Here is an 873-nt window from a genome sequence, read left to right on the forward strand (position 1 = left end):
ATTGAGCGACAGCGGCAGGCCGAACAGCTCGACCTGATCGCCGGGCGTCTTGCGCAGGATGTCGAGGGCTTGGGTCTGGGTCTGGGCCAGGACCTCGGGGATGGTCAAGATGGGCGCGCTGGGCACCCCGGCCCGGTCGAACAGCGCCATCCAGTGCTCTCTGGTGTGTTGGCGCATGGTGGCCCGGATTTCCCCGACCAGATAGTCGCGCTGGGCCAGGCGGTCGGCGTTGGTCCGGTAGCGTGGATCGTCGGCCCACTCGGGCCGGCCGATTGCCCGGGCCAGCTTGACGAACAGCCGGCTGTTGGCCACGCCAATGACCATCGGACCGCTGCGCGTCTCAAACGCGCCAAAGGCGACCTGCCGGGGGCTGCCGGTGGGGTGGCGTTGGGGGACTTTGCCGCTGGCCTTATAGCTGGCAAAGGCGTTGCTCAGCCAGAACAGGGCTGTCTCGAACAGCGAGGTGTGGATCACACACCCCCGGCCTGTTTGATCGCGTTGGCGCAGCGCGGCCAGGGCGGCGATTGTCGTCCACATGCCGGTGCCGTAGTCAACGACCGAGGTGCCCATCCGCACTGGCGGGCCACCCTCTTCGCCGGTCATGCTCATCAGACCGCCAAACGCCTGGAGCAGGATCTCATAGCCGGGTTTGTCCTTGAGCGGCCCCTTGTGACCAAAGGCCGAGATCTCGCAGTAGATCAGCCGCGGGTTGGCCTCCAGCAGCACGTCCGGGCCGAGGCCGATGTCGGCGGCCACGCCGGGCCGCAGGTTGTGCACGAAGATATCGCTGTGGGCGATGAGTCGGCGCAGCTTGTTCAGCTCGGCCGGGTCTTTGAAATCGACCGTGACCGAGCGCTTGTTGCGGTTCGTGAC

Annotated in this window: 1 protein-coding gene; it reads right to left on the reverse strand. The window is 66.7% G+C overall.

The features are described from left to right. A partial coding sequence (locus tag J4F42_22075; GenBank protein ID MCE2488211.1) for a CoA transferase occupies positions 1 to 873 on the reverse strand: 873 nt, incomplete at both ends.

Source organism: Desulfurellaceae bacterium, assembly GCA_021296095.1.
Classification (GTDB): Bacteria; Desulfobacterota; Binatia; order Bin18; family Bin18; genus JAAXHF01.